The sequence below is a fragment of the Geodermatophilus sp. SYSU D00663 genome, from assembly GCF_054050655.1.
On the sequence record NZ_JBJGZT010000033.1, the window covers coordinates 15622 to 36507 of the forward strand.

General features: G+C 76.0%; 18 protein-coding genes and 1 tRNA gene. 8 read left to right on the forward strand and 11 right to left on the reverse strand.

Annotation, left to right across the window (positions count from 1 at the left end; translation table 11 throughout):
* Window positions 1-2: 2 nt before the first annotated feature.
* Both ACI79Z_RS20450 and ACI79Z_RS20455 read right to left on the reverse strand, forming a co-directional pair.
* Entirely contained in the window at window positions 3-248 is a 246-nt protein-coding gene (locus tag ACI79Z_RS20450) for a hypothetical protein (RefSeq protein WP_387985620.1), read from the reverse strand.
* Between the two features lie 104 nt (window positions 249-352).
* Window positions 353-613, reverse strand: a complete 261-nt coding sequence (locus ACI79Z_RS20455; protein WP_387985617.1) for a hypothetical protein — start codon at window positions 611-613, stop codon at window positions 353-355.
* Window positions 614-691: 78 nt separating this feature from the next.
* Between ACI79Z_RS20455 and ACI79Z_RS20460 the strand changes: the two genes are divergently transcribed.
* Entirely contained in the window at window positions 692-1975 is a 1284-nt protein-coding gene (locus ACI79Z_RS20460; protein ID WP_456903654.1) for an MFS transporter, read from the forward strand.
* A gap of 98 nt (window positions 1976-2073) precedes the next feature.
* Window positions 2074-2418, forward strand: coding sequence for an ANTAR domain-containing protein (locus ACI79Z_RS20465; protein ID WP_456903655.1), 345 nt, complete (start codon window positions 2074-2076; stop codon window positions 2416-2418).
* 13 nt (window positions 2419-2431) lie between these two features.
* Here ACI79Z_RS20465 and ACI79Z_RS20470 read toward each other — a convergent pair whose 3' ends face one another.
* The 5 genes from ACI79Z_RS20470 to orn all read right to left on the reverse strand — a co-directional run bounded on the left by ACI79Z_RS20470 (window position 2432) and on the right by orn (window position 6399).
* Entirely contained in the window at window positions 2432-2812 is a 381-nt protein-coding gene (locus ACI79Z_RS20470) for a hypothetical protein (RefSeq protein WP_456903656.1), read from the reverse strand.
* A gap of 246 nt (window positions 2813-3058) precedes the next feature.
* A complete protein-coding gene (locus ACI79Z_RS20475; protein ID WP_456903657.1) occupies window positions 3059-4141 on the reverse strand; it encodes a tartrate dehydrogenase in 1083 nt (360 codons plus the stop codon).
* Window positions 4142-4242: 101 nt separating this feature from the next.
* Window positions 4243-5208 carry a LysR family transcriptional regulator gene (locus tag ACI79Z_RS20480; protein ID WP_456903658.1) on the reverse strand — a complete coding sequence of 322 codons (966 nt, stop codon included), beginning with the start codon at window positions 5206-5208 and terminating at the stop codon, window positions 4243-4245.
* Window positions 5209-5573: 365 nt separating this feature from the next.
* Window positions 5574-5649 (reverse strand) — tRNA-His (locus ACI79Z_RS20485).
* Between the two features lie 57 nt (window positions 5650-5706).
* The gene (orn, locus tag ACI79Z_RS20490) at window positions 5707-6399 is read right to left on the reverse strand and encodes an oligoribonuclease (RefSeq protein WP_387985600.1); all 693 of its coding nucleotides are present in this window, start codon (window positions 6397-6399) and stop codon (window positions 5707-5709) included.
* Window positions 6400-6550: 151 nt separating this feature from the next.
* On the opposite strand from orn, the gene ACI79Z_RS20495 reads away from it, so the two are divergent.
* Window positions 6551-7762 (forward strand): hypothetical protein, encoded by a 1212-nt coding sequence (locus ACI79Z_RS20495; protein ID WP_387985597.1) that lies wholly within the window; start codon window positions 6551-6553, stop codon window positions 7760-7762.
* Between the two features lie 133 nt (window positions 7763-7895).
* Window positions 7896-9767, forward strand: a complete 1872-nt coding sequence (locus ACI79Z_RS20500) for a hypothetical protein (protein ID WP_456903659.1) — start codon at window positions 7896-7898, stop codon at window positions 9765-9767.
* Window positions 9768-9789: 22 nt separating this feature from the next.
* Here ACI79Z_RS20500 and ACI79Z_RS20505 read toward each other — a convergent pair whose 3' ends face one another.
* Window positions 9790-10389: an SACE_7040 family transcriptional regulator gene (locus tag ACI79Z_RS20505; protein ID WP_387985591.1), complete on the reverse strand. Its 600-nt coding sequence runs from the start codon at window positions 10387-10389 to the stop codon at window positions 9790-9792.
* A gap of 140 nt (window positions 10390-10529) precedes the next feature.
* Between ACI79Z_RS20505 and ACI79Z_RS20510 the strand changes: the two genes are divergently transcribed.
* Window positions 10530-11684 (forward strand): acyl-CoA dehydrogenase family protein, encoded by a 1155-nt coding sequence (locus tag ACI79Z_RS20510; protein ID WP_456903660.1) that lies wholly within the window; start codon window positions 10530-10532, stop codon window positions 11682-11684.
* Here ACI79Z_RS20510 and ACI79Z_RS20515 read toward each other — a convergent pair.
* On the reverse strand, window positions 11681-12694 hold the full coding sequence (locus tag ACI79Z_RS20515; protein WP_387985586.1) for an NADPH:quinone reductase: 1014 nt from the start codon (window positions 12692-12694) through the stop codon (window positions 11681-11683). The two genes, ACI79Z_RS20510 and ACI79Z_RS20515, sit on opposite strands and share 4 nt — an antisense overlap.
* A 79-nt stretch (window positions 12695-12773) precedes the next feature.
* Here ACI79Z_RS20515 and ACI79Z_RS20520 point away from each other — a divergent pair, with 79 nt between their 5' ends.
* The 3 genes from ACI79Z_RS20520 (at window position 12774) to ACI79Z_RS20530 (ending at window position 17608) form a co-directional block, all read left to right on the forward strand.
* Complete coding sequence (locus ACI79Z_RS20520; protein WP_456903661.1) at window positions 12774-13676, forward strand: ATP-grasp fold amidoligase family protein; 903 nt, start codon at window positions 12774-12776, stop codon at window positions 13674-13676.
* 51 nt (window positions 13677-13727) lie between these two features.
* Window positions 13728-15593 carry a putative bifunctional diguanylate cyclase/phosphodiesterase gene (locus tag ACI79Z_RS20525; RefSeq protein WP_456903662.1) on the forward strand — a complete coding sequence of 622 codons (1866 nt, stop codon included), beginning with the start codon at window positions 13728-13730 and terminating at the stop codon, window positions 15591-15593.
* Between the two features lie 101 nt (window positions 15594-15694).
* Window positions 15695-17608, forward strand: coding sequence for a glycosyl hydrolase family 28-related protein (locus ACI79Z_RS20530; RefSeq protein ID WP_456903663.1), 1914 nt, complete (start codon window positions 15695-15697; stop codon window positions 17606-17608).
* Between the two features lie 68 nt (window positions 17609-17676).
* Here the strand turns inward: ACI79Z_RS20530 and ACI79Z_RS20535 are convergent, their stop codons facing one another.
* Window positions 17677-20280: a bifunctional FO biosynthesis protein CofGH gene (locus ACI79Z_RS20535; protein ID WP_456903665.1), complete on the reverse strand. Its 2604-nt coding sequence runs from the start codon at window positions 20278-20280 to the stop codon at window positions 17677-17679.
* A 94-nt stretch (window positions 20281-20374) separates the two neighbouring features.
* Window positions 20375-20875 carry a flavin reductase family protein gene (locus tag ACI79Z_RS20540; RefSeq protein ID WP_456903667.1) on the reverse strand — a complete coding sequence of 167 codons (501 nt, stop codon included), beginning with the start codon at window positions 20873-20875 and terminating at the stop codon, window positions 20375-20377.
* Window positions 20876-20886 lie beyond the last annotated feature (11 nt).

Sequence of the window (20886 nt, forward strand, 5' to 3'; positions counted from 1 at the left end):
CCTCAGAGGCGGGCCAGCTCCGCGCACTCCCGGCAGAGCTGGTGCTCCTCGTACTCCTCCGGCGGCCACTCCGTCTGCTCGTCCACCGCCACGTACGCGCCGCACAGCGACTTGCGGCTGCGGCCGGTGACCCGGCCGATCGTCGCGTGCGCCGGACCGATCTGCCGGGGCTGCAGGCCCTCGGGGCTGTCGACCGAGCCGACCATCACGACCGAGTGCGCGGTCCCGTAGGAGAAGGCAGTGGTCATGCCGCCAGGGTCCGAGGCGGCGCGGCGGTGGGCCAGCACCGCCCGGTGCGTGTCCGGATCGGGGCGGCGCACCCGCCCCTGCCGTCACAGGCGGCACAGCGGGGTCAGGCGCCGGGTGCCCCGTCCGGGGTCGCGCTGATCCGCGCGGCGGCCGCGTCGATCCACGGCAGACCGGTGTCCAGGCCCTCCGCCGTCGCGACGGCCCGCACCGCGGCCGTCGTGACCTCCAGCGGCTGCCCGGGCACGCGGTCGGAGGCCAGCTCGTACACGAGCAGGGCCTTGAGCCGGCTCTCCAGGGACATGCCGTCCAGCTGCTCCCGCCAGTCCCCCACGGGGGAGCGGTGCCCGGGGGAGGGCCGGTCCATGCGCGTCTCCGGAACTCCGACGCCGTGGTCCCCGCGGGCGGCCGGGAGGCGGTCCGGGTCGCGGGGGACCATGGCCCGGTGACCGCCTCCCCGCGGGCGCTGGCGCCGCTGCGCTCGGCGGCCTACCGCCGGCTGGCGCTCTCCCTGGCCCTGTCGCTCGTGGCCAACGGCGCCTGGGCGGTGACCGCCGTCTGGCAGGTGGTGGCCCTCGGCGGCGGGCCGGCGGAGCTGTCGCTGGTGACCGGCGCCTCCGCGGTCGGGACGCTGGCGACGGCGCTGCCCGGCGGGGTGCTCGCCGACCGGGTGCCGCAGCGCCACCTGCTGGTCGCGGTCACGCTGCTGGCGGCGGTGCCGGTGGGCCTCGCCGGGGCGCTGTCGGTGGCCGGCGCGCTGCCGCTGCCGCTGCTCGCCGTCGCCGGGCTGCTCGGCGGAGCCGGGCTCGGCCTGCACTACCCGGCCTACTCCGCACTGGTCCCCGCGCTGCTGCCGGAGGACCAGCTGCTGGCCGCCAACGGCCTCGAGGGTGCGATGCGGCCGCTGCTGTACCAGGTCACCGGGCCCGCGCTGGCCGGGCTGCTGGTGGCGGCGGCCTCCCCGGGCGCGGCACTGCTGGCCACGGCGGCCACCTCGCTCGCGGCCACCGGCTGCGTCCTCGGGCTGCCGCTGCTGCCCGCGCACCGCGCCGCGGACGGGCCGGCGCACCCGGCGCGGGCGCTGGTCGCCGACCTGCGCGAGGGCCTGGCCTTCCTCGTGCGCACCCGCTGGCTGCTGGCCACGCTGCTGTTCGGGTCGCTGATGCTGCTGGTCACCACCGGGCCGCTGCAGGTCCTGACGCCGTTCGCCCTGCGCGAGCACGCCGGCGGCGGTCCCGTCGAGCACTCCCTCGTGCTCGCCGGCTCCGGCGTCGGCGGCGCGCTGAGCTCGCTCGTCGTCGCCTCGCGGCCCCTGCCGCGCCGCTACCTCACGACGACGACGCTGCTGTGGGCCGCCGGCTGCCTGCCGCTGGTCGCCTTCGGCACCGCGACGTCGGTGCCGGTCGTGGTCGGCGCCGCCGTCCTCGTCGGCGCCGGGGTGCACGGCGGGATGACCATCTGGGGCACCCTGCTGCAGCGCCGCGTCCCGTCGGCACTGCTCGGCCGCGTGTCCAGCCTCGACTTCGTCGTCTCGGGCGCGCTGGTGCCGGTGTCGGTGGCCCTGGCCGGGCCGGTGGGCGAGGGCGCCGGTCTGCGGGCGGCGTTCCTCGTGGCCGGCCTGGCGCCGCCGGTGCTGGCCGTGATCACCCTCCTGGTCGCCCGGCTGCCCGCCGACGAGCGCGCCCACCCCCTGGACCGGCCGGTACCGGAACCGGACGCCGGCCTGTGAGGGGCGCGGCATCGGCTACGGTCGGGGGGAGCACCAGGTGTCCAACCTCGGGCACCCGGTACCTCGGCCCTCCGGCCCACCCGCCACGGAGACCACCTGTGGTCGACCACCTCCCCGCGGAGCGCCCGCGCGCCGGCGCCGACGGCCGGTCGCGGCCCTCGCGCGGCGAGACCTCGGCGGCCGTCGCCGCCGCCCTGGAGCGGGCCGCCGACCAGGTCGCCCGCATGGAGAAGAACCTGCTCGTCGCCGACGAGCAGATGGCCCACCTGCGCACCGCCCTGGAGTCGAACCGGCGCATCGGCATGGCGATCGGCATCCTCATGGCGCTGCGCAAGGTCGACGAGGAGGCCGCGTTCGGCCTGCTCAGGACCGCCAGCAGCCACCGCAACGTCAAGCTGCGCCAGGTGGCCGAGGAGGTCATCCGCACGGGGACGGTGGACTGACCGCGCCGCGGACTCAGCGGTCCTGGGCCCGGTCGACCTCGGACTGCTCCCGGTCCGCCCGGGCGGCGACCCGGTCGTGGGCCGCCGCGTCCCGGTCGGCGGCGGCCGCCGCGCGGTCGCGGGCCGCGGCCTTGCGGTCGGCCTCCTGGGCGTCGCGGTCGTCGCGGGCGGCGTCCCGGTCGGCGGCCCTGTCCCGGTCGGCGGTCACGTGCCGGTGCCCGGCGGCCGTCATGCGCTCGACGGCGCGCGCGTCGCGGTCCTCGGCGTCGCGGTCACGCTCGCGGGCGTCGGCGTCCCGCTCGGCGGCCGCGTCGTCGCGGTCCCAGCCGCCGGTGACGGGGTCGCGCGCGCCGGGGTGGCGGCGTCCCGTCCCGGGGGGAGTGGTGTCCGGCACGGCGTCCCTCCTCGGCTCGACGGGGCGCTGGGACCCATCCTGGCCCGTCCCCCGCGCCTCCGCACCTCCCTGGAACGGGCGGAGGCCCCGGCCGGGGAACCCGGCCGGAGCCGCTGCGCGCAGGGGTGGGTGACGGGTTCGCACCCGCGCGTGGAGCCCGTGCCGGGCCTGGTGACCCGGCAGGTGCGCAGGTCAGCGGAGCAGCCCCGGCCCACGCGCGGCCCGGGGCTGCTCCGGGCGGGACGGTCAGAGGGACAGGTGGTCGATGACGGCCGCGGTGACGTCCTCCGTGCCGGCGGTCCCGCCGACGTCGCGGGTGCGGATGCCCTTGCCCGAGGTGACCTCGATGGCGTGCTGGACGGCCTTGGCCTCGTCGTGCAGGCCGAGGTGCTCGAGCATCAGCGCGGCGCTGCCAATGGCGCCGACGGGGTTGCAGATGCCCTGGCCCGCGATGTCGGGCGCGGAGCCGTGGACCGGCTCGAACATCGAGGGGAAGCGCCGCTCCGGGTTGAGGTTGGCGCTGGCCGCCAGGCCGAGACTGCCGGCGAGGGCGCTGCCGAGGTCGGAGAGGATGTCGGCGTTGAGGTTGGACGCGACGACGACGGAGAGGTCCTCGGGGCGGAGGACGAACTTGGCGGCCATCGCGTCGACCAGCACGCTCTCGGTCTCCACGTCCGGGTACTCGGTGGCGACGCGCTTGAACACGTCGTCCCAGAGCACCATGCCGTACTGCTGGGCGTTGCTCTTGGTGACGCTGGAGACCTTCTTGCGGGGCCGGGTGCGGGCCAGGTCGAAGGCGAACCGGATGATCCGCTCGCAGCCCACTTCGGTGAACACCGCGGACTGGACGGCCACCTCACCGCGGTCGTCGCGGCCGGCGAAGTTGCGGCCGCCGAAGCCGGCGTACTCGCCCTCGGAGTTCTCCCGGACGACGACCCAGCTCAGGTCGGTCGTGTCGGCCTTGCGGAGCGGGCTCCGGATGCCGGGGAGGAACTCGACGGGGCGGACGTTGGCCCACTGGTCGAAGCTCTGGCAGATCCTGAGGCGCAGGCCCCACAGGCTGACGTGGTCGGGGACGGTCGGCCAGCCGACGGCCCCGAAGTAGATGGCGTCGAAGTCCCTGAGCTGGTCGAGGCCGTCCTCGTCCATCATCCGGCCGTGCCGGGCGTAGTGGTCCGCGCCCCAGGGGAACTCCTGCCAGGCGAAGGAGAAGCGGCCGTTCGAGGCCCCGGCGAGGGCGTCGAGGACGGCGCGGCCGGCCGCGACGACCTCGACACCGACTCCGTCGGCGGGGATGGCGGCGATGCGGAACGTGCGCTGGGCGGTCATGACGGTCTCCGTGGGGACGACTGCTGCGGTCGCTCCCGAGTGAACGGGGTCACGCCGGTGCCCGTCCAAGACGCGTTGTCGATGCTCCGGATAGTCCGGGCCTATCGATCCGCGCGGCCGGTGCCCGCCTCCGCGTCGGACACGTACTGCTCGACGCACGCGACGAAGGCCCGTGCGGCCGGCGTGAGGGCGCCCGTCCGGGAGACGAGCGCGATCCGCAGCAGGACGGCGGGCTCGATCCGCCGGACCAGTGCGCCCGACCGCTGCGCCAGCGGCGTCCAGGACGACGGCAGGACCGCGTGTCCCACCCCGGCGAGCACCAGCGGCAGGATCGAGGTCCGGTGCTCGACCTCGACGACGATGCGCGCGTCGACGCCGCTGGCCAGGACGTCGTCCACCAGCCCCCGCACGAGGCTGCCGTGCCTGCTCACGATCAGCCGCGTCCCGGCGAGGGCCGCACGGTCCACCGTGCGCACGGCCGGATCCCCCAGAGGCCGGCGGTCCCCGTGCTCCGGCGGCGCCGGGTCGCCGGGGAGGGGGTCCTCGGGCGGGGAGACCAGGACCAGGGGCTGGTCCTCGATGAGCATGGCGCGCAGGCCACCGGTGTGCGGAGGCGAGGCCGCGCCGAGCAGCCCGAGCTCGGCCCGGCCGGTCTTGACCGCCTGGACCACCTCCTCGGGGGTGAACGCCGCGTCGGCCGTGACCGTCATCGCCGGATGGGCGGCGGTGAAGTCGCGGATCAGGGTCGACAACGGCTCCATGCCGGGACTGGGCATCGCGACGAGCTCGACCCGGCCGCGCTGCAACCCGCGGACGGACTGTGCCGCGGCCCGGGCGGCCTCCAGGTCACGGACCACCTGGCGAGCCGGTTCGACCAGCTGGGCTCCGGCGTCGCTGAGCACGATGCCGCGGCCCACCCGGTGGAACAGCGGCACGCCGAGCTCCCGCTCGAGCGTCCCGATCGCCTGGGACAGCGAGGGCTGCGCGATGTACAGCTGCTCCGCGGCGCGGCCGAAGTTCATGGTCTCGACGACGGCGAGGAAGTAGGTGAGCTGCCGGACGTCCACCGCGTCACCTCCCGCGGACCGATAGGCCGAACCTACCGGTGCGATAGCGAACGCGTCCTGGACCGGTGTGGCCGGAGTCACCCACCGTGGCGACCACCACGTCCACCCCTCCGGCAGTCGAAGGACCGAGGTGTCCCCCATGGACCCGTCCCACGCGCACACGCCACCTGTCCAGGCGCCTCGCCGCGGTCGCCGGTGAGCTCATCGGCCGGCGGCTCGGCTCCCTGCGCACCGCCGGGCGTCAGGGTGCCGGCCACGCCCACCCGCCGGCGTCCACCGTCGACGTCTGACCGCGCCGCCCGGACGGTCCCCACCTCGGGAACGGGGGAGGCCCTGGTCAGTCACCTGACCAGGGCCTCCCTGCGTGGGGTGAGTGACGGGGCTCGAACCCGCGACACCCAGGATCACAACCTGGTGCTCTACCAGCTGAGCTACACCCACCGCGTGCACCCGGCAGCGGACCCGCGCCGGAGGCAGGGACGAGGATACCGGAGCCGGTCAGCTCCCCGACGCAGCCGGGGGTGCGTCGTCCTCCGCGGGGGCGGCCGGCGGCGTGGCGTCGGCCGCGGAGAGCACGTCGGCGAAGCCGGCGACGACCTCCCCGGCGGCCCGCTGCGCCTGCGACGTCGACGGGCCGGGGGCGTCGACGAACAGCGTCCGGCGGTAGTAGGCCAGCTCGCGGATCGACTCGACGATGTCGGCCAGGGCGCGGTGGGCGAGGCCCTTGGGCGGCTGGGCGAAGTAGACCCGCGGGAACCAGCGGCGGGCCAGCTCCTTGATCGAGCTGACGTCGACCATCCGGTAGTGCAGGTGGTCGTCGAGCTCGGGCATGTCGCGGGCGAGGAAGCCGCGGTCGGTGCCGATCGAGTTGCCGCACAGCGGAGCGGTGCGCCGCTCGGGCACCCACCGCTTCACGTAGGCGAGCAGCTGCTGCTCGGCCTCGGCCACGGTGAGGGTCGAGGCGCGCACCGCCTCGGTCAGGCCCGACTTCGCGTGCATCTCGGTGACGACGTCGGCCATGTCCTCCAGGTCGGCGTCGTCGGCGGAGATCACCAGGTCCAGGCCGGGGTCGAGGACCCGCAGCTCCGAGTCGGTCACGACGACGGCGACCTCGATGAGCTTGTCCCGGGTGAGGTCCAGCCCGGTCATCTCGCAGTCGATCCAGACCAGGTGCCCGCCGTTGTCCGCCACGTCGGCCGACCCTACGTCCCGTCCGTCCCGCATGCCTCGCGTGTCGGCCCACTACTCCATGCGCCACACCGGCGCCACTCGGGGGGTCGGCATCGGCGACCTGCGCCGTTACGGTGGGGCCATCCCGTCAGCGAGACCAGGGAGTCCTCCCGTGCCCCACCCCGTCCCCGCCGCTCCCGCCGGAGCGGTCCCCCCGGCACCGGGCTCGCTGGCCGCCGGGCTGCGGCACCCCGTCGCGCTGCTGCGCTGGCTGTGGCTGGCGTACATGACGCCGGGCCGGCCCGGGCGCCCGACGGGGGAGACCGAGCTGCGCTGGATCTACACCGCCTGGCTCGGGGCCTTCCTGCTCAAGATGCTCGGCTCGTCCTGGGACGTCTCCTGGCACTTCAAGTGGCTGCGCGACGACCTGGCGCCCCCGCACCTGCTCAACTCCGCCGGCACCGCGGTGGTCGTCGCGCTGGTGGTCTTCCACAGCTACAGCGGCTACGGCGTCGACCGCCGGGCGCTGCGGCTCATGCAGTGGGGGATCGGCACCTTCCTCGTCGCCATCCCGGTCGACATCGTCAACCACCGCGTCAACGGGCTGGACATCACCAGCTGGAGCCCCAGCCACGCGCTGCTCTACATCGGGACGGCGATCATGCTGGCCGGCGCGATCCGCGGCTGGTGGCTGTACGCCGCGCCCGGCCGGGTCCGCACGCTGGTGTCGCTGGGCCTGTGGCTGTTCTTCGTCGAGAACGTCGTCTTCCCCAACCAGCACCAGGAGTACGGCGTCCTGTCGCTGCGCGCCTACGAGGCCGGGCGGACGACGGCCGAGCCGCAGCTGCTCGACTTCGCCGCCTCGCAGGGCCAGACCCCCACGATGTTCATGCTGCCGGTGCCCTCCTGGGTGCACCCGGCCTGGCTGGTCTGCGCCGGCCTGCTCTCGCTGGTCGTGGCGCGCAGGGTCGTCGGCCTGCGCTGGACCGCGACCGTCGTCGCCGGCACCTACCTGGCCTACCGCGCGGTGATGTGGGCCGGGCTGGTGGCGATGGGCTTCCCGCCGTCGGTGCTGCCGCTGGCGCTGCTGGCCGGCGCGGTCTGCGTCGACCTCGCGGTCACCCGCGGACTGCCCGGCTGGAGCGCCGCGCCGGCCACCGCCGTCGTCGTCTACGCCGCCGGCCGGCTGCAGGACGCCGCCGGGGTCCTGCCGCCGTGGAACTGGTCCTGGTGGTCGGTCGCGCTCGTGGTCGCGGCGTTCACCGTCCTGTGGTCGGCGGTCGACGTCGTCGGCCGCAGCGCCCGGTTCGCCGACTGGCGCCGTCCCGTCGAGCCGGGCCTCCCGGCCGCCGCCGCCCCGGCCGGCGGCGCGCCGTCCCGCTGAGGTGCGGGACGGGCCCGTCACCTGACGTAACGTCGGACGTGGCCGCCCGCCCGGACCCCGCTGCCGGGCCGCGCCCCGCGCCCTCGCGCGCGCCCGGCCTCCCCCCGACCCCCACCCGCCCCCGGAGGACGACGTGCTGGCCCTGACGCCCGTGCCGCCGCAGACGGCGGGGGAGCGTGCGCTCTTCGCCGAGCTGACCCGCTGGGACCGCGGCGGAGCCGTCCGGGGCGCCGTCGTGGCGTCGGTCCCGGTCGTCGACGGCCCCATGGAGCGTCGCCTGTCCGACGCCGTGGTCTTCGTCCCCGAGGGCCTGGCCGTCGTGCGCGTGGTCGAGGTGGTCCGCCAGTCCGGCGTCGTCACCGCGACCCCGGAGGGCTCCTGGACCATCGGCCCGGGCGCCGGCCCCGGCGAGGTGCTGCAGCTGGCCGGCGGCGGCTCGACGCCGCTGGACGGCCTCATGCGGGCCGGCATGGACGCCGCGGTCCGGCTCCGCCGGGCCGGGCTCGAGCCCGGCCGCATCGCCCGGCTCACCGTCCTCGCCGGCGACCTCACCGGCCTGGTCCCGGCCGACGGCGACCTCGGCGACGGCGACCAGGTCGCGCTGCTGGAACCCCGCTCGCTGCTGCTCGGCATCTCGCGGGCCGCCCGCTACGCCGGGGTGGACAACCCGCGGCTGTGGACCACCGCCGACGTCCGCGCCGCGCTGACCGCGCTCGGCCTCGAGGGCCGCGGGCCCACGGTCGAGGAGCTCAACGGCGAGGGTTTCCCGTACTCGCCCTACGTCCTGCGCCGGCGGGAGCTGCTCGCGCCCGCGGCGATGGCCGCCTCGGCCGCCTCGGCGGCCCCCGTGGCGCCGCCCGCCCCGCCGGTCCCGGCGCCGGCCCCCGTGGCGGTCCCGCCGCCGGCCGCCCCGGCCGGCCCGCTCGTCGACCCGGTCGCGGCCGCCGCCGTCGCCGTCGCGGCGATCCGGGCCGACGAGGAGGCCGCGGCGCGCGCGGCGGCCGCCCGGGTGGCCGCTCCGGTCGCACCCGCCCCCGTCGCACCTGTCCCCGTCGCACCTGTCCCCGTCGCGCCCGCCCCCGTCGCGCCCCTGCCGGTCGTGCCCGCCCCGGCGCACCCGGCCACCGCGCGCTTCGAGACGCCCGCCGTCCAGTCCGGGGGCGGCGTCCCCGACGCCCCGGTCGCCGTCCCCGCCGCTCCCGCCGTCCCCGCCGACATCGCCGACGAGACCGGCGGCATTGGCGGGCTGTTCGGCGACGCCGACACCGACGCCGGGCACGGGACCCCGCCGGCCGCGCCGCCCGCGGCTCCCGTCCCGGTCCCGCCGTCCCCGCCGATCCCGCTGGTGGGGCCGCGCCGCCGCTCGCCGGCCGCGCGGCGCCGGCTGGCGCTGCTCGCCGCCGCCGCGCTGGCCGTGGTCGTCGTCGCGGTGGTCGCGCTGGTGAGCCTCACCGGCGGCGGGGGCGACGCCTCGGCGGCCGCCCCGCCGAGCACGAGCACCCCGGCTCCCTCCCCGGGGGCGCAGGAGGCCGGCCCGCAGCCGGGCGAGCGCGCGGTCCTCGACGGCCTGGAGTTCGTCCTGCAGCGGGTGCAGGTCGACGACACCTGCGTCGGCAACTCCTACGGCGACGTCGCGGACTCCTTCGAGCGGACCGACTGCGCGGGCCTGGCGCGGGCGCTGTGGTCGACCGACGTCGACGGCCGGGCCGTGGTGGTCTCGGTGTCCACCGTGGACATGGGCGACACCGTCGCCGCCCGCGCCCTGCGCGACCTGACCGACCGCAACGGCAGCGGGAACGTCAGCGACCTGCTGCGCGAGGGCGTGACCTACCCGGGTGCGCCCGCGGAGCTGTCCGGCGCCGAGTACGCCAGCGCCGTCCAGGGTCCGGTGGTCACCGTCGTGGAGACCGCCTGGACCGGTCCCGGCGAGGGCGGCACCGCCGACCTCGACCTGGTCGCCGGCACCGGCCTGAGCCTGCCGATGCCCGAGCCGTCCGCCGGCTGACGACCCCGGCGGCGACGCCGCGTCAGGCGGTCGCGGCCGCCTCGGCCATCGCGGCGAGCAGCGCCGCCGTCCGCGCGCGCGGCAGCCGGCCCGCGCTGTGCGGGGTGGAGTTGACCAGCCCGAAGACGGCGTGCGCGCGGGCCCGGCTGGCGTCGGTGCCCTCCTCGGGCCGCAGCCGGGCCAGCACCTCCACCCACACCTCGACGTAGCGGCGCTGCAGCCGGCGCACCGCGGCCGCGTCGTCCGGCGGCAGGGAGCCGAGGTCGCGGTCCTGCACGGTGATCAGCGCGGGGTTGTCCAGCGCGAAGTCCACCTGGAAGGCGATCAGCGCCCGCAGCTGCGCGACGGGGTCGGGACCGGCGGCGGCGACCCGCTCACGCCCGCCGGCCAGCAGCCGCTGGCTGATGCCCTCGAGCATCTCGGCCAGCATCGCGTCCTTGCTGGCGAAGTGCCGGTAGATGGCCGGGCCGGTCACGCCGACCGCGGCGCCGACGTCGTCGACGCCGACCGCCCGCGCGCCGCGCTCGGCGAACAGCTGCGCGGCCGCCCGCAGGATCTGCTCCCGCCGGGAGGGCCGGGCGGCGTCGGCCGTCAGCGCCGAGTCGGGCTGGCTGGCGGTCACGCCGCGGATGCTAACGGCCGCGGTCTGGACCCCGATGTGAACCGTCGTTAACATCGCTGGCGAGCGGCCGGCCGACCGGAGCGGCCGCAGGCGGGCCCCGGGGAGGACCCCACCGGCGCCCCGGCACCAGGGAGCACACCGTGCTGGACTACCGGCTCGACGACGAGACCGAGGCCCTGCGGAAGACCGTCCGCGAGTTCGCACTCGAGGTGGTGGCCCCGCAGATCGGCGGCTTCTACGAGCGCGACGAGTTCCCCACCGCGATCGTGCGGCAGATGGGCGACCTCGGGCTGTTCGGCCTGCCCTTCCCCGAGGAGTACGGCGGCTCGGGCGGCACCTACTTCGACCTGTGCGTGGCCATCGAGGAGCTGGCCCGGGTGGACAGCTCGGTGGCCATCACCCTGGAGGCCGGCGTCTCGCTGGGCGCGATGCCGCTCTACCGGTTCGGCAGCGAGGAGCAGCGGAAGCGCTGGCTGCCGCGGCTGTGCACGGGCGAGGCGCTGGCCGCCTTCGGCCTGACCGAGCCCGGCGGCGGCTCCGACGCCGGCGCCACCCGCACCACCGCGCGCCTGGAGGACGGGCACTGGGTGGTCAACGGCTCCAAGGCCTTCATCACCAACTCCGGCACCGACCTCACCGAGCTGGTCACCGTCACCGCCGTCACCGGCACCCGGCCCGACGGCGGCAAGGAGATCTCCGCGATCGCCGTCCCGTCGGGCACCCCCGGCTTCACCGTGGGCCCGCGGTACTCGAAGGTCGGGTGGAACGCGTCGGACACCCGCGAGCTCTCCTTCAGCGACTGCCGGGTGCCCGAGGACTCGCTGGTCGGGGAGCGCGGCCGCGGCTACGCGCAGTTCCTCTCCATCCTCGACGAGGGACGCGTCGCCATCTCCGCGCTGGCCACCGGCCTCGCCCAGGGGTGCGTGGACGAGTCGGTGCGCTACGCCGGCACCCGCGAGGCCTTCGGCCGGCCCATCGGCCGCAACCAGGCGGTCCAGTTCATGATCGCCGACATGGAGGTGCGCGCCTCCACCGCGCGGCTGGCCTACTACCGCGCCGCCGAGAAGATGCTGCGCGGCGAGCCGTTCGGCCGCGAGGCCTCGATCGCCAAGCTCTACAGCTCCGAGGTCGCGGTGGACAACGCCCGCGCGGCCGCCCAGGTGCACGGCGGCTACGGCTTCATGAACGAGACGCCGGTCGGGCGCTTCTACCGCGACGCCAAGATCCTCGAGATCGGCGAGGGCACCAGCGAGGTGCAGCGGATGCTCATCGCCAGGGACCTCGGCGTCGGCTAGGCCGTCACGTCCACCAGGACCTTGCCGACGGCGCCGTCCTGCACGGCCCGGTGCGCCTGCGCCGTCTCCGCCAGCGGGAAGACGTGCAGCGGCAGCCCGGCGTCCTCGCCCACCCGCAGCGCGCCGTCGAGGAGGGCCGCGTTGACGTCCTCGACGCCGAGGACCTTGGCCCGTTCGGGCTGCGTGTAGACGAGCACGAAGTTCCAGCGGGCGTTGGGGCCCATCTGCGCGCGCACCGGGATGGTGACCTCCGCGCCGCCGTCGTCGGCGTACACCGCGACCGCGCCGTGCATGCCGACCACCTGCGCGTCGACGGCGGCGTTGCGGGCCGCCGACACCTCCACGACCGTGTCGACGCCCCTCGGCGCGATCTTGCGGACCTCGGCGACGACGTCCTGCCGCCGGTAGTCGACGACGTGCGAGGCGCCGGCCGCCGCGGCCAGCTGCGCCTTGCGCGGGCTGCTCACCGTGGCGACGACCGTGGCGTCGGCCCAGCGCGCGAGCTGGATCGCCGCGTTGCCCACCGCGCCGGCGCCGCCCTGTACCAGCACGGTGCGCCCGGTCAGCGAGCCGGGGCCCATCCGGTCGGGCACGGACTCGCCGAGGGTGAGACAGCGGTGCGCGGTGAGGAACGGGATGCCCAGCGCGGCGCCGAGCTCGAACGAGGGCGCCGGGCCCATGGGCACCGCCTGGCGGGCGGGCACGACGGTGTACTCCGCCGCCGTCCCCCAGGGGCGCTGCCAGGCCGCCTCCCACACCCAGACCCGCTCGCCGCGGATCGCGGGGTCCACGCCCTGCCCGACCGCCTCCACCGTGCCGGCGCCGTCCTGGCCGGGCACCTGGCCCCCGGGCCCGGGCTGCGCGTTGCTGCGGGACTTCCAGTCGGTCGGGTTGACGCCGGCCGTCGCGAGCCGGACGAGGACCTCGCCGGGGCCGGGGTCGGGGGTGGGCCGGTCGGTCAGCTGCAGGACCTCGGGGCCGCCGGGCCGGGTGTAGGTGATGGCACGCACCCGGCGGCCCTACCCCGCGCGGCGTCCCTGTTGCGTACGGCCCTGTTCCGATCGGGGCGCGGCGCGGTAGGGAGAGCGGGTGAGCGAGTCAGCCCCGGCCTGGAGCCGCGTGCTCCCGTCCTCGCTGCGCCGGGCGCGGCTCTACCGGCAGCACCACGGCCGGCTGCCGCCGTGGGGGGAGCCACGCACCTTCACCGAGAAGCTGCAGCGGCGGATCACCCGCGATCGCCGTCCGCTGCTGGCGCCGACCTGCGACAAGCTGGCCATGAAGGAGCACTTCGCGCGGCGGGCGCCGGACCTGCTGCGGGTGCCGCGGACGTACTGGTCCGGCACCGACGTCGCGGAGCTGGCCGGCGTCGACCTCCCCGGCCCGTGGGTGCTCAAGCCCAACCACTCGTGCCGGCGGGTGCTGGTGGGGGAGGGGCGCCCCGACGTCGCCGATCTCGCCGCGCGCACCGCCGGCTGGGTGGCCGAGCGCTACTGGCGCGACAGCGAGGAGTGGGCCTACCGCTGCGCCCGGCCGTGCCTGCTGGTGGAGGAGCACGTCGGGGAGCCCGGGGAGGTGCCCACCGACCTCAAGGTCCTGGTGTTCCACGGCGTGCCGCGGGTGGTCGGCGTGCACACCGGCCGGCGGGACGTGCACCGTGCGCGCCTGTACACCGCCGGCTGGGAGCCGCTGCCCTGGACGTGGGGCTACCCGCCCGGGCCCGACGTGCCGCGCCCGGCCTGGCTGCCCGAGCTGCTCGAGGCCGCGGCCGCGGCGGCGGCCGACTTCGACATGCTCCGGGTGGACCTCTACCGGCACGACGGCCGGCTCTGGGCGGGGGAGCTGACGCCCTACCCGGGCGCGGGGCTGTCCCGCCTCGAGCCGGGGCTCGACGCGTGGCTGGGCACCTGGTGGACGCTGCCCGCCGAGGTGGACCGGCCCCGCTGGCGCACCGCGGCCGCGCGCCGGTGTGGCGGTCCTCACCCCCCGGGGTGACCACCGCGGAACGGAACTGATCCGGAACAGACCGGCGGCCGATGGGGCCTCATGGAGCTCCCCGTCATCGGCCGACTCCGCCGCGCGCTGCCCGAGGGGCGGCCACTGCCGGACGAGGTCTGGCAGCGGCGGCACGCGCTGCTGCTGCGGCTGGCCGCGGTGCAGGCCGTGGCGATCGGCGTCCTCGCGGTGGCCCGGGGCTGGGCTCCGGCCGCGGCGGGCGGTGCCGCCCTCGCCGTCGCCTACCCGGTGTCGTTCAGCCTGCTGCCGAACGCCGGCCGCACGCTGCGGGCCGCGGGGGTGACCGGGAGCCTGCTGGCCGCCTCGGTGCTGTTCGTGCACGTCTGCGACGGGCTGACCGAGGCGCACTTCCACTTCTTCGTCGTCGTCGGCCTGGTGTCGCTCTACCAGGACTGGGTGCCCTTCGGGCTGGCCCTCGTGGTCGTCATCGGGCACCACGGCGCCGTCGGCACGCTCTTCCCGCACTCGGTGTTCGACCACGAGGCGGCCTACCGCGACCCGTGGCTCTGGGCGCTGGTGCACGGCGGGTTCGTGCTGGCAGCGAGCCTGGCGCACCTGTCCTCGTGGCGGCTCAACGAGCGGCAGGGGCTGCACGACCCGCTCACGGGGCTGGCCAACCGCACCCGCCTGCTGCAGACCACCGCCACGCTGCTGGCCCGCCGCACCGGCCCGGTCAGCGTGCTGTTCCTGGACCTGGACGACTTCAAGGACGTCAACGACACCCGCGGGCACGCGGCCGGCGACGTCCTGCTCACCACGGTGGGCGACCGGCTGCGGGCCTGCGTCCGGGACGGCGACGAGGTGGGCCGGCTGGGCGGCGACGAGTTCGCCGTCGTGGTCGACGGCGGCGCCGACGAGGCGGCGGCCGTCGGCGAGCGGGTCCTGGCCGCGCTCGCCGAGCCGGTCGACGTCGGCGGGCGGCCGCTGGCCGTGCACGTGAGCATCGGCGTCGCCGACACCGCGACGGCGGGCGACCGGCGGCCCGGGACGCTGCTGCGCAACGCCGACCTGGCCATGTACCGCGCCAAGGCGCTGGGGAAGAACCGGCTGGTCCGCTACGCGCCGGGCATGGCCGAGGCGGCCGAGGAGGAGGTCACCCTGCTGCAGGACCTGACCGCCGCGGTCCGCGCCGGCCAGCTGGAGGTGTACTACCAGCCCACCATCGACCTCGCCGACGGCCGCACCACCGGCTACGAGGCGCTGCTGCGCTGGAAGCACCCGCAGCGCGGGCTCGTGCCGCCCGCGGAGTTCGTGCCCCTGGCCGAGGCGAGCGGCGCGATCCTCGAGATCGGCCGCTGGGTGCTCGAGCAGGCGGTCGGGCAGGCGACGGTCTGGACGGCGGAGGCCGGCCGGCCGATCGGCATCGCGGTCAACCTCTCGCCGCGGCAGCTGGCCGACGACGACGTCGTCGCGCTGGTGTCCGCCGTCCTCGCCGCGAGCGGCCTGCCGGCGGCGCAGCTGACGCTGGAGGTGACCGAGGGCGTGCTGCTGCGCGACGTCGACCGCGTGGCCGGGCAGCTGCGGGCGCTGCGGGAGCTCGGCGTGCGGATCGCGATCGACGACTTCGGCACCGGCTACGCGAGCCTGACCTACCTGCGCCGGCTGCCCGCGGACGTCCTCAAGATCGACCGCAGCTTCGTGCAGGACCTCGGCGGCGACGTCCGCTCGACCGCGCTGGTGGCCTCCATGATCGAGCTGGCGCGCAACCTGCGGCTGGAGGTGGTCGCGGAGGGCGTGGAGACCAGCGAGCAGCACGCCGTCCTCGACGGCCTGGCCTGCTCGCACGCGCAGGGCTACCTCTTCGGCCGCCCGCTGCCCGCGCCCGCGCACGACCCCGCCCGGCCGGCGCCCACCGGTGCCGTCCCCGCGCCGCGGGAGCCGGTGCCGGCCCCCTGACCTGCGCGGGCGTCCGGGGGGTGGTCGCGGACGGAACGGAACGGTCCCCTAACCTGTGCGCGCACCGTGACAGCAGTCACACCGTGCGTACACCCTCGACGATGAGGACGTCCGTGCAGCCAGGAACCCTCCCCGCCGTCCGCCGGCGCCGTCTCGGCGCCGCGCTCGCCGTCGCGACGGCCCTGTCCGTCTCGCCCCTCGCGGTGGGCGCGGCCTCCGCCGCCCCGCCGCCCGCCACCAGCCCGACCGCGCCGGACCTCGGCGTGAACGTCACCGTGTTCGACCCGTCCATGCCGGTCAGCGAGATCCAGGCCGAGCTGGACGCGACCTTCGCCGCCCAGAGGGACGACGAGATGGGCACCGAGCGGTACGCCTACCTCTTCCGCCCCGGCACCTACGGCACCGACGCCCAGCCGCTGCAGATCAAGGTCGGCTACTACACCGAGGTCACCGGCCTCGGGGACTCGCCGTCCGACGTGGTCATCAACGGCAAGGTCGAGAGCTACAACCGCTGCCTCGACGGCGGTGGCACGACCAACTGCATCGCGCTGAACAACTTCTGGCGCACCGTGTCGAACCTGACGATCGACGTCAACGCCACCGGTCAGGACGGCTGCCGGCAGAGCGCCAACTTCTGGGCCGTGTCCCAGGCGGTCTCGCTGCGCCGGGTGGACGTCACCGGCGGCACCCTGTCGCTGATGGACTACTGCACCGCCGGACCGCACTACGCCAGCGGCGGGTTCGTCGCCGACTCGCGGGCGGGCGCGGTCGTCAACGGCTCGCAGCAGCAGTGGCTGACCCGCAACAGCACGGTCGGCTCGTGGTCCAACGGCGTGTGGAACCAGGTGTTCTCCGGCGTCGAGGGCGCGCCCTCCGAGGAGGCCTTCCCGACCCCGCCGTACACCACGCTGGACACCACCCCGCTCAGCCGCGAGAAGCCGTTCCTGTTCCTCGACGACGACGGCCGGTGGAACGTGCGGGTGCCCGCGGCGCAGCAGGCCTCACGCGGCACCAGCTGGGGTGCCGGGCTCACACCGGGCCGCACGCTCCCCCTCACCGACTTCCTCGTCGCGACGCCGTCGACGCCCGTCCAGCAGATCGACAACCACCTCGCCCGCGGCGGCCACCTGCTGCTCACGCCGGGGGTGTACGACGTCGCGCGCAGCATCGACGTCAAGCGGCCGGGCACCGTGGTGCTCGGCATCGGGCACGCGACGCTGACCGCGGTCGGCGGGGCGGTCCCGCTGACGATCGCCGACGTCCCCGGCGTCGTCGTGGCGGGCGTGACGATCGACGCGGGCACCGTCGAGTCGCCGGCGCTGCTGCAGGTCGGCAACCCGAACGGCAACGGCGGGCGGTCCGACGCGGCCGACCCGACGACGCTGTCCGACGTCTATTTCCGCGTCGGCGGCCCGCACGTGGGCAAGGTCGACACCGCGCTCGTGGTCGACAGCGACGACGTCCTCATCGACCACACCTGGGTGTGGCGCGCCGACCACGGCGTCGAGCCCGGCTTCACCCAGGGCGTCAACGGTGACACCAACCGCTGGCGGACCAACACCGGCCGGGTGGGCGCCGAGATCAACGGCGACCGGGTGACCGCGACCGGCCTGTTCGTCGAGCACTTCCAGGCCCACAACACCATCTGGAACGGCGAGCGGGGGACGACGGTCCTCTACCAGAACGAGCTGCCCTACGACCCGCCGTCGCAGGCCGACTGGCAGCAGCCCGACGGCACCCTCGGCTGGGCCGGCTACAAGGTCGCCGACGACGTGCAGCACCACCGCCTCTACGGCGGCGGCGTCTACGGCTACCAGCGCAACGCCGGTCCGGGGATCACCACCGAGAGCGGCTTCGAGGTGCCGACGACGCCGGGCGTCCAGCTGCACCACGTGACGACCGTCCACCTCGACGGTCTCGGCGTCATCCGGCACGTGGTGAACGACGTGGGTGACCAGGTCGACGGCAGCCGTCCCGGCACGCCGGCCTACGTGGTCGACCACCCGGCGGCCTGACGCAGGAAGACCGGTGGGCCGTCGCGGACTCCCGCGGCGGCCCACCGGCGCGTCCGGCCCCCGGGGGCTCAGGCCGGGGTGATCGAGAGGGTGAGCGCGCGGCGGCCGGCCTCGGAGCGGGCGGTGCGCAGCCGCTCCTCCGAGGGGGTGCCGTACTCGGTGGTGCGCTGGCGAGCGGGCCGGCCGATCGCCGCGGCCATCGCCTCGAGCTCGGCGATCGTCTTCAGCGAGCCGTTCTCGCTGCCGGCCATCCGGCTGATGGTCTCCTCCATCAGCGTGCCGCCGAGGTCGTTGGCCCCGCCCTGCAGCACCGCCTGCGTGCCGGCGTCGCCGAGCTTCACCCACGAGGTCTGGACGTTGCCGATCCGCCCGTGCAGCAGCAGTCGGGCGACGGCGTGCACCGCCCGGTTCTCCCGCACCGTCGGGCCCGGCCGCGCGACGCCGGCGAGGTAGATCGGCGCGTTGTGGTGCACGAACGGCAGCAGCACAAACTCGGTGAACCCGCCGGTCTCGTCCTGCTGGCGGGCGATCGTGCGCAGGTGCGCCACCCAGTGCGCCGGGGTGTCGACGTGGCCGTACATCATCGTCGACGTCGTCGGGATGCCCACCCGGTGCGCGGTGCCGATGATCTCCAGCCAGGTCGCCGCGGGCAGCTTGCCCTTGGTCAGCACCCAGCGGACGTCGTCGTCGAGGATCTCCGCCGCCGTGCCGGGGACCGAGTCGAGCCCGGCCTCCTTCGCCGCGCGCAGGAAGTCCTCGAACGACAGCCCGGTGCGGGCCGAGGCGTTGACGATCTCCATGGGGCTGAACGCGTGCAGGTGGATGCCGGGCTGGCGGCGCTTCACCTCGCCGATCAGGTCCAGGTAGGCGGACCCGGGCAGGTCGGGGTGGATGCCGCCCTGCATGCAGATCTCGGTGGCGCCGGCGGCCCACGCGCGGTCGACCCGGTCGCCGACCTCGGACAGCGAGAGCGTGTAGGCGTCGGCGTCGGTGCGCCGCTGGGCGAACGCGCAGAACCGGCAGCCGGTGTAGCAGACGTTGGTGAAGTTGACGTTCCGGTTGACGACGTAGGTGACGTCGTCGCCGGTGACGTCGCGTCGCACGCCGTCGGCCAGCGCGCACAGCGCCTCGAGGTCGGGGCCGTCGGCGCCGAGCAGCGCCAGGTACTGCGCGTCGGAGAGCCCGGCGGGGTCGCGCTCGGCGGCGCGCAGCGCGGCGTGCACCCCGGGGTCACCCACGGCCAGGGCGGTGGAGGAGCCGTCGCGGGCCGCCGTGGTGCGGTCGCGCAGGTCGGCCCAGTCGCCGTAGACGGCGTCGAAGTCCCCGCGCCGGTCGCCGGTGCGGCCGACGGTGTCCACCTCGACGTGCAGGTCGGTGCGGCCGGAGGACACCCAGGCCTCGTCGGGCTCCTGCCACGGCAGCCCGGCCGGGATGCGGCCCTCGACGGCCAGGCCGTCGGGCCCGGCCAGCGCGGCCACGTGCGGGCGCACCCGCGGGTCGAGCCACGGCTCGGGCTCCAGCACGTAGCGCGGCTGGGCGGCCAGCCGCTCGCGCAGGGTGAACCCGCCCTCGGCGGTCAGCGCGGCGAGCTTGTCGGTGTTGGGCCAGGGCCGCTCGGGGTTGACGTGGTCGGGCGTGAGCGGGGAGACCCCGCCCCAGTCGTCGACGCCGGCGCGCAGCAGCAGCCCGAGCTCGGTGGAGTCGGACAGGTTCGGCGGCGCCTGCACCCGCGCCCGCGGGCCGAGCAGCAGCCGGGTGACGGCGACGGCGGCCACGTACTCCTGCAGCGCGAGGTCGTCGTGCGCGGCCATCGCGGTGCGCGGCTTCGCGCGGAAGTTCTGGACGATGACCTCCTGCACGTGCCCGTGCCGCTGGTGCGCGGCGCGGATCCGCAGGACGGCGTCCACCCGCTCGGCCGGCGTCTCGCCGATGCCCAGCAGCACGCCGGTGGTGAACGGGACGGCGGAGCGGCCGGCGTCCTCGAGCACCCGCAGCCGCACGGCCGGCTCCTTGTCGGGGGAGCCGAAGTGGGGGCCGCCGCGCTCGGACCACAGCCGGGTCGCGGTCGTCTCGAGCATCATCCCCATCGACGCCGACACGGGCTTGAGCCGCTGGACCTCCTCCCAGGTCATCACCCCGGGGTTGAGGTGCGGGAGCAGCCCGGTCTCCTCCAGCACCCGGATCGCCATCGCCCGCAGGTAGGCCAGCGTCGAGTCGAAGCCGTGCGCCTCCAGCCACTCGGCGGCGACCGGCCAGCGGTCCTCGGGCCGGTCGCCGAGGGTGAACAGCGCCTCCTTGCAGCCCAGCGCCGCGCCCTGCCGGGCGACGTCGAGCACCTCGTCGGGGGAGAGGAACGGCGCCCTCCCCTGGGCCCGCAGCTGCCCGGGCGTGGTCACGAACGTGCAGTAGTGGCAGCGGTCGCGGCACAGGTGGGTGAGCGGGATGAACACCTTGCGGCTGTAGGTGACCACGCCGGGGCGGCCGGCCGAGGCCAGGCCGGCGTCGCGCACCCGCGAGGCGGCGGTGAGCAGGCGGTCCAGCGGCTCGCCGTCGCCCAGCCCGCGGGCCGACAGCAGGGTCTCGGCCTCGCCGGCGTCGAGGGTCACGCCACGCTCGGCGCGGGCGAGGGCCCGGCGCAGCGCGGACGGCACGGGGGTCTGCGGCTCGCTCATCGCCCCTGAAACTAGTCGAAGGACCCCCCGCCCCCCACCCGCTCGCAGGCTCGCGGGCGGGCCCCTGCGAGGGGCCGGAACCGCCTCTGTCGCGCTAACGGCTCCCGGGGGCGTCGACGTAGCGGCCGCGCAGCCGGAGCAGGGGCGCGGCGCCGTCGCGCAGGACCGGCACGTCCTCGACGGCGAGCAGCGCCAGCACGTGGTCGCCGGCCGGCACGAGCCGGTCGAGCCGGCAGTCCAGCGCGACGACGCCGCCGTCGAGCACGATCGCGCCGCTGCCGGCCGCCCGCGACCACGGCACCGACTCGAGCAGGTGCCGCGCCGAGGGCCGCCCGGCGGAGGAGAACCGGCTGGCGAGGATCGCCTGCCCGGCGGCGAGGACGGTGAGCCCGCAGGTGCCCACGGCCTCCAGCACCTCGGCCGGGTACCCGTCGGCGGTCAGCCCGACGGCGACCAGCGGCGGGTCGGCCGACACGCTCATGACCGAGGTGACCGTCGTGCCGACGTCGTCGATGTCGTCCCGGACGGTCAGCAGCGCCACCCCCGCCGCGTACTGCCGCAGGGCGGCGCTGAAGTCGGAGGGTGACACCGGCATGGCGGCCAGTC